This window comes from Lacrimispora brassicae (assembly GCF_054772055.1).
The window spans coordinates 225,435-231,434 of the sequence record NZ_BRYH01000034.1 but is presented as its reverse complement, the minus strand read 5'-3'; the positions used below and the strand labels follow the sequence as shown (position 1 = coordinate 231,434).

General features: G+C 46.1%; 5 protein-coding genes. 3 read left to right on the top strand and 2 right to left on the bottom strand.

The window, feature by feature from the left end:
- The first annotated feature begins 775 nt into the window (after positions 1-775).
- The 3 genes from ACYVD3_RS17415 to ACYVD3_RS17405 all read left to right on the top strand — a co-directional run bounded on the left by ACYVD3_RS17415 (position 776) and on the right by ACYVD3_RS17405 (position 4,808).
- A complete protein-coding gene (locus ACYVD3_RS17415) occupies positions 776-1,339 on the top strand; it encodes a hypothetical protein (RefSeq protein ID WP_460643749.1) in 564 nt (187 codons plus the stop codon).
- Positions 1,340-1,370: 31 nt separating this feature from the next.
- A complete protein-coding gene (locus tag ACYVD3_RS17410) occupies positions 1,371-3,323 on the top strand; it encodes an HD domain-containing phosphohydrolase (RefSeq protein WP_460643748.1) in 1,953 nt (650 codons plus the stop codon).
- 93 nt (positions 3,324-3,416) lie between these two features.
- Positions 3,417-4,808, top strand: coding sequence for an FAD-binding oxidoreductase (locus ACYVD3_RS17405; protein WP_460643747.1), 1,392 nt, complete (start codon positions 3,417-3,419; stop codon positions 4,806-4,808).
- Positions 4,809-4,893: 85 nt separating this feature from the next.
- Here ACYVD3_RS17405 and ACYVD3_RS17400 read toward each other — a convergent pair whose 3' ends face one another.
- Together ACYVD3_RS17400 and ACYVD3_RS17395 are read right to left on the bottom strand one after the other, a co-directional pair.
- The gene (locus ACYVD3_RS17400) at positions 4,894-5,337 is read right to left on the bottom strand and encodes a MarR family winged helix-turn-helix transcriptional regulator (protein ID WP_460643746.1); all 444 of its coding nucleotides are present in this window, start codon (positions 5,335-5,337) and stop codon (positions 4,894-4,896) included.
- A gap of 42 nt (positions 5,338-5,379) precedes the next feature.
- Entirely contained in the window at positions 5,380-5,925 is a 546-nt protein-coding gene (locus ACYVD3_RS17395; RefSeq protein WP_460643745.1) for a glutathione peroxidase, read from the bottom strand.
- Positions 5,926-6,000 lie beyond the last annotated feature (75 nt).

Below are 6,000 nucleotides of genomic sequence, written 5' to 3'. Positions count from 1 at the left end.
TCTGAGGCTGAGTCATTGGCTGCGTCTGAGGCTGTGTCATCGGCTGCGTCTGAGGCTGTGTCATCGGCTGCGTCTGAGGCTGCGTTTGAGGCTGCGTCATCGGCTGCGTCCGGGGTTGGGCCTGAGGCTGGGTTCGCGGTTGGGTTTGGGGCTGTGCCATAGGTTGTGTCTGAGGCTGGGTCCGGGGTTGCATCTGGGGCTGGGCAGGCATGTTGCGGTTCCTGCTTCCACGGGGAACGCAGATTACCTGACCAACTAACAGATTATTCGGGTTTATTCCCGGATTTACAGCCATAATTTCCTCCACGGTAGTGCGGTAACGCTGTGAAATGAACCATAGTGTATCACCGGATTGAATCGTGTAGGAATACAATCCTTCAGGGCAAGGAGTCATAAGATTAATGCCTTTCAATTAAGCAATTTGTCATATTTTATGATTGAGAAATCAAAATAGTACTTGTCAGCCCTTAAAAATTATATTTTATATGAAATAATACGGAACTTACCCCCAAAGAATTTCTTTGTCCTGACTATTGTCCCGGCTTTTGTCTATGATGAGCCGTACCGCTCCTGCCCAGGGCAGGTTTTATCCCCATATTCTGCCAAAAAATCAAGAAAATTCCGAAAAACAGAGCACTTTAGAATAAAGCGGAAATTATTTTCTAATAAACGTAAATCATGAATTGCCTAATGAAAAAACTTTTGATATTATCTTATTACAAATATCTGCGTTTTAAGGCCTTACATATTAAAATCACGTAAAGGGGGTCCTGTTATGACAAAAGAGGGAATAGATAAACTTTTCATGCAATCGCCATTGGGTTATGCCTATTACGAAATTGTCTTTGGGAATAGGGAACACACACAGGAATATGTTCTAGCAGAAGCAAATGACGCCTTTTTTGATCTCTGGGGCCTTGATAAGGAAAAAGCACTGCATCAGAACGTATCCCTGCTTCTGAAGGATAAAACAGAATCCCTTGCATGGCATACGTTTCAGGAAAGTCTGGGCAGTGCAGAAAAGGACAGGCATTTTACCGTAACCATTGGGAAACGCAGCTTTAAGGTCACCGTTTATAATCCCTCCCCAAACAGCCTGATAACGATTTTTGACGATACCACGGAAATCCATAGGGAATTGGAGTCTCAAAGGGAGGAAAACGAAAGGCTGAGCCGGGAAATTGAGATTTTTTTTAACAGCACCCAGGATGGGTTGTTCTTTCTGGAATATAAAAACGGTGAATTCCGTTATATCCGAAACAATATGGTCCATCAGAAACTGACCGGAATGACCCCCCCCTCTCATGGAAGGAAAGACGCCCATAGAAGCAATGGGTGATGAGGTTGGAAGCGTTTTGCAGGAGGGATACATGAAATGCATTGCCTCCGGAAACAGCATGATGTACGAGGAAACCGTAGAATTTACGGGCGGCAGCCGGAACTGGCTGGTCCGGCTCACTCCGGTAAAAGAAAACGGTGAGGTCTCCTATATCATCGGATCACGCCTTGATATTACGGAATTAAAAAAACTGCGGGAAGATAAGGAGCAGCTCCTTGAAAACTTAAATTCCATGTTTACGGAGCACTCAGCAGTCATGCTGATCATTGACATGACAACCGGGAAAATACTCAATGCCAATCCATCGGCCTGCAGGTTTTACGGCTGCACCAGGGAAGAGATTTTAACAATGCACATACAGGATATCACGGAAACCTCCAATGACGCCATTAAGCTTATGCGCGTTCAGGCCCTCAATAACGAAACGCCTTACTCCCTGTTCACCCACCGCTTAAAAAGCGGGGAAGTCAAAATGGTGGACGTTTATTCCAGCCCAATCACCTATGAAGGGAAAAGCCAGCTCTTCTCCATCATTTTTGACGTATCAGACCGGGAGAAATTCAGATATGACCTTTATTGGGACAATGAATTGTTAAGCGTTACCCTTAACTCCATTGGGGACGGAGTCGTTACCACTGATAACGAAGGCAAAATCACCTACTTAAATCAGGCCGCCCAGGAAATCACCGGCTGGAATAATGATACTGCGTCCGCAAGGCCCTTTGAGGAAATCTTCGATTTAAGAAATGAGTCCACCGGAGAAGCCATCTCAAATCCGGTCAGTGCGGTATTGCAGACCGGAAAGATCGTGGGACTTGCCAATCATACCGTTCTTTTAAACCGGCAGGGGGATTTTATTCCCATTACAGACAGCGCTGCACCCATCAAGGATGAAATGGGACATGTATACGGAGTTGTCATGGTTTTTCACGATGTAAGCCATGAAAAAAGGCAGCAGCGAAGGATCATGTATTTAAGCTATCATGATTCATTAACGGAAATTTTTAACCGCAGGTATATGGAGGAAGAGATGATCCGGATGGACAGGGCCTCTATGCTGCCGCTTACGGTGATCATGGGGGATGTGAATGGCCTGAAGGTGACCAACGATGTTTTCGGCCACAAAACAGGCGATCTTCTTTTAAGGGAAGTTGCAAAAACATTCCAGCATACCATACAGAAAAATGGGATCACCGCCCGATGGGGAGGGGACGAATTCCTGATCCTGCTGCCCAAAACCGATGCCCCCCAGGCCCAGAAGATCATTGAAACGCTGGAGAAAGAATTTAAGGAAAATGACCGCCTTCCCCTGCAGATCAGCGTGTCTTTGGGATTTGATGTAAAGCACAGCGAATATGACAATCTTCATCAGGTACTGCAAAAAGCAGAGGAACGGATGTATCATAAAAAGCTCTTAGAAGGAAAAAGCTGGCGCAACCGCATCATAAATACTCTTTTGGCAACTCTTCATGAAAAGAGCATGGAAACAGAAGAACATGCTTTAAGGATCGAAACCTATTGCATTGCTATGGCCGAAAAAATGAACCTGTCTCCTGAAGAAAAAAACGATCTGTCCCTTTTATCCATGCTCCACGATATCGGAAAAGTGGGCATCAGTATGGAGATCCTGAAAAAACCCGGCCCCTTAAGCGAGGAAGAGTGGAAAGAGATCAAACGCCACCCGGAAATCGGTTACCGCATCGCCCAGAATACCCCGGAGCTTGTTACCGTGTCCGAGCATATCCTCTCCCACCAGGAAAGATGGGATGGAACCGGTTATCCCAGAGGCTTAAAGGGAGATGAGATCCCGCTGCTGTGCCGCATTCTGGCGGTTGCCGACGCCTATGATGCCATGACAAGCAACCTGGCTTACCGCAAGGCAATGGACAGCCAGAAGGCAATGGAAGAGATCAAACGCTGTGCAGGCACACAGTTCGATCCCCAGATCGCCCAGTTATTTTTAGATCTTAATAAACTCTGCTGACCAGCTTAAGCCGCCTTAGGAGCGGACCAGATACAGGCCGAACCAAATGTCCTCCTTCCTAATAAAATGTTATTAGGAAAGGAGGCAATCCTCATGAACACCTGTAATTTTAACGGGCTTACCGGTCGTGTTGTAACGCCAGACGACCCTTGTTATCATGAATTAAGACAAGTATATAACCGGGCAGTTCAAAAATTCCCCCTGGCCATCGTCTACTGCCGGAATCAGGATGATGTAAGCAACGCGGTCTTGTGGTCCCGGAAGTATCACATCTGCCTGCGGGTTCGAAACGGAGGCCATAACTACGAAGGCTACTCCACCGGCAACGATGTACTTGACATTGATTTAAGCGAAATGAACCAGCTTACCATAGATGAAAACGCCCATTTGCTTCACGTTCAGGGAGGCGTAACAAACAAGCAGCTATATGAATTCGTCTCATCAAAAGGTTACCCCTTCCCAGGCGGGACCTGTCCCTCTGTAGGGGTGAGCGGGTATACTTTAGGCGGAGGCTTCGGTCTCTCCTGCCGCTATTTCGGACTTGGCTGCGACAGCCTTTTAGAAATCCGGATGGTCAATTACGAAGGACACATCATAAATGCCGGTCCCCAGGAAAATGACGATCTGTTTTGGGCATGCCGGGGAGCCGGCGGAGGAAACTTTGGCGTAATCGTTTCCATGACCTTCCGCCTTCCCCATAAAGTAAATAAAGTCACACTCATTGATATAAGATATCCCCATGCAGACCAGGAAAAGCAGTCTATGTTCCTGCAGACCTGGCAGGACTGGCTGAAAGATGCCGACCAGAGAGTCACTTTGATCTCAAGGATCTATAACTCTCTTTACGAAGGACTTGCAATCATCGCCCGGGGGATCTTTTATGGACCTCCTGAGACAGCCCTGGGAATCATCGCCCCCCTTTTAGAGCTTGGAGGCGTAAAATACAGTTTAAAACATGTGACCTTCCTGGAAGCTGCCACATTGATCGGGGATTTTTATCCCCCATTTGAAAAATTCAAATCAGCAAGCCGTTTCGCCCTGCGGGACTTTAACAACTGTGAAAGCTTAAAAATAGCCGGGCTTATCAAAGAACGGGCCGAAGGCTCTGTTTATGCCAGCATTTCCTTTTATGCCCTTGGAGGCAAGGTGGCTGAGGTGGATGCAGATGAAACCGCCTTCTTCTACCGTAATGCAAACTATATTGTCTGGCTTGATACCGTATTTGAAGAACACAAATGCAAAAATGCCGCCTGGATATCCGATAAATTCAGCTACCTGGAATCGGTTACCAAAGGCTCCTATGTGAATTTCCCCTATGCATGTCTTCCCTGCTATCTTGAAGAATACTATGGAACCCATGTCTGCAGATTAAAAAAGGTGAAGGAGAAATATGACCCATTCAACATTTTTACCTTTCCTCAGGGAATCGGAGGACTTTATGATACGAATTTTACAGCTTCCAAATGCTGTAACACCTCCCTGTAAACCTTTGATGCGGCCAAGGCATGGATACAAAAGCACCCTCGTGAGAATTCTGTTCACACGAGGGCGCTTTCATTTGGTTTTTATTTTACTTTTCCGGATTCTCACCGGCCTGGCCTAAAATCTGATACAGCAGCCGGTATAAATCCCTGGATTCCTCCTCATTCACGGGGATACACTGGAACATCCGGTCAGGAATAGTTACGGCCTGGTCCTTTAACGCCTCTCCCTTTTCCGTCAGTTCAATGATCACGCTTCTCTCGTCTTCTTTGGCGCGGCTCCGCTTAAGCAGGCCGGCTGCCTCCATCTTTTTTAACAACGGAGTCAGGGTGCCGCTGTCTAAATACAAAAGCTCTCCCATTCTCTTAACGGTGACCTGCTTCCACTCCCACAATACCATCATGGCAATATATTGGGTATAGGTCAGGCCGATCTCATCGAGAAATGGCTTGTACATTCTGATGATCTCGCGGGAGCAGGCATAAAGAGGAAAGCAAAGCTGGTTTTCCAGCTTTAATTTCTCATAGTCCATCACGTTTCTCCCTTCTCCCACAACTGTCCCATGTCCGTCTTTTCACAATAATTTCTTTACACTTTCTTCCACAAGCTTCATATCCCCAGTGGGCTCAAAGCGCCTGACTACATTTCCCTGACGGTCCACAAGGAATTTGGTGAAATTCCACTTAATATCCGGTTCATTTTTATAATTGGGATTAAGCTCTTCAAACTTCTGTTCCAGACGGGAGGTCAGATCATGTCCCTGATCAAAACCCTCAAAGCCTTTTTCATTTACCAGGTAACGGTAGAGGGGAATGGCGTTCTCCCCATTGACATCGATCTTTGCAAACTGAGGGAAGGTGACTCCAAAGCGTCCGGTACAAAAGGAATGGATCTCTTCATTGCCGCCGGGGGCCTGGTTTCCAAATTGGTTGCAGGGGAAATCAAGGATCTCAAACCCTTTATCCTGGTATTCATCATACATAGCCTGAAGATCTGTATACTGGGGAGTAAACCCGCAAACCGTGGCTGAATTAATGATCAGCAGCACCTTGCCTGCATAATCGGATAAGCATTTCTCTGTACCATTCATTTCCTTAACTGTAAAATCATAAACAGACATCTTATATACCTCCTTATTTTCCTATTATATTGTGCAAAATTATATTTTCTAAATCTATTTTCATCATAAAACCTT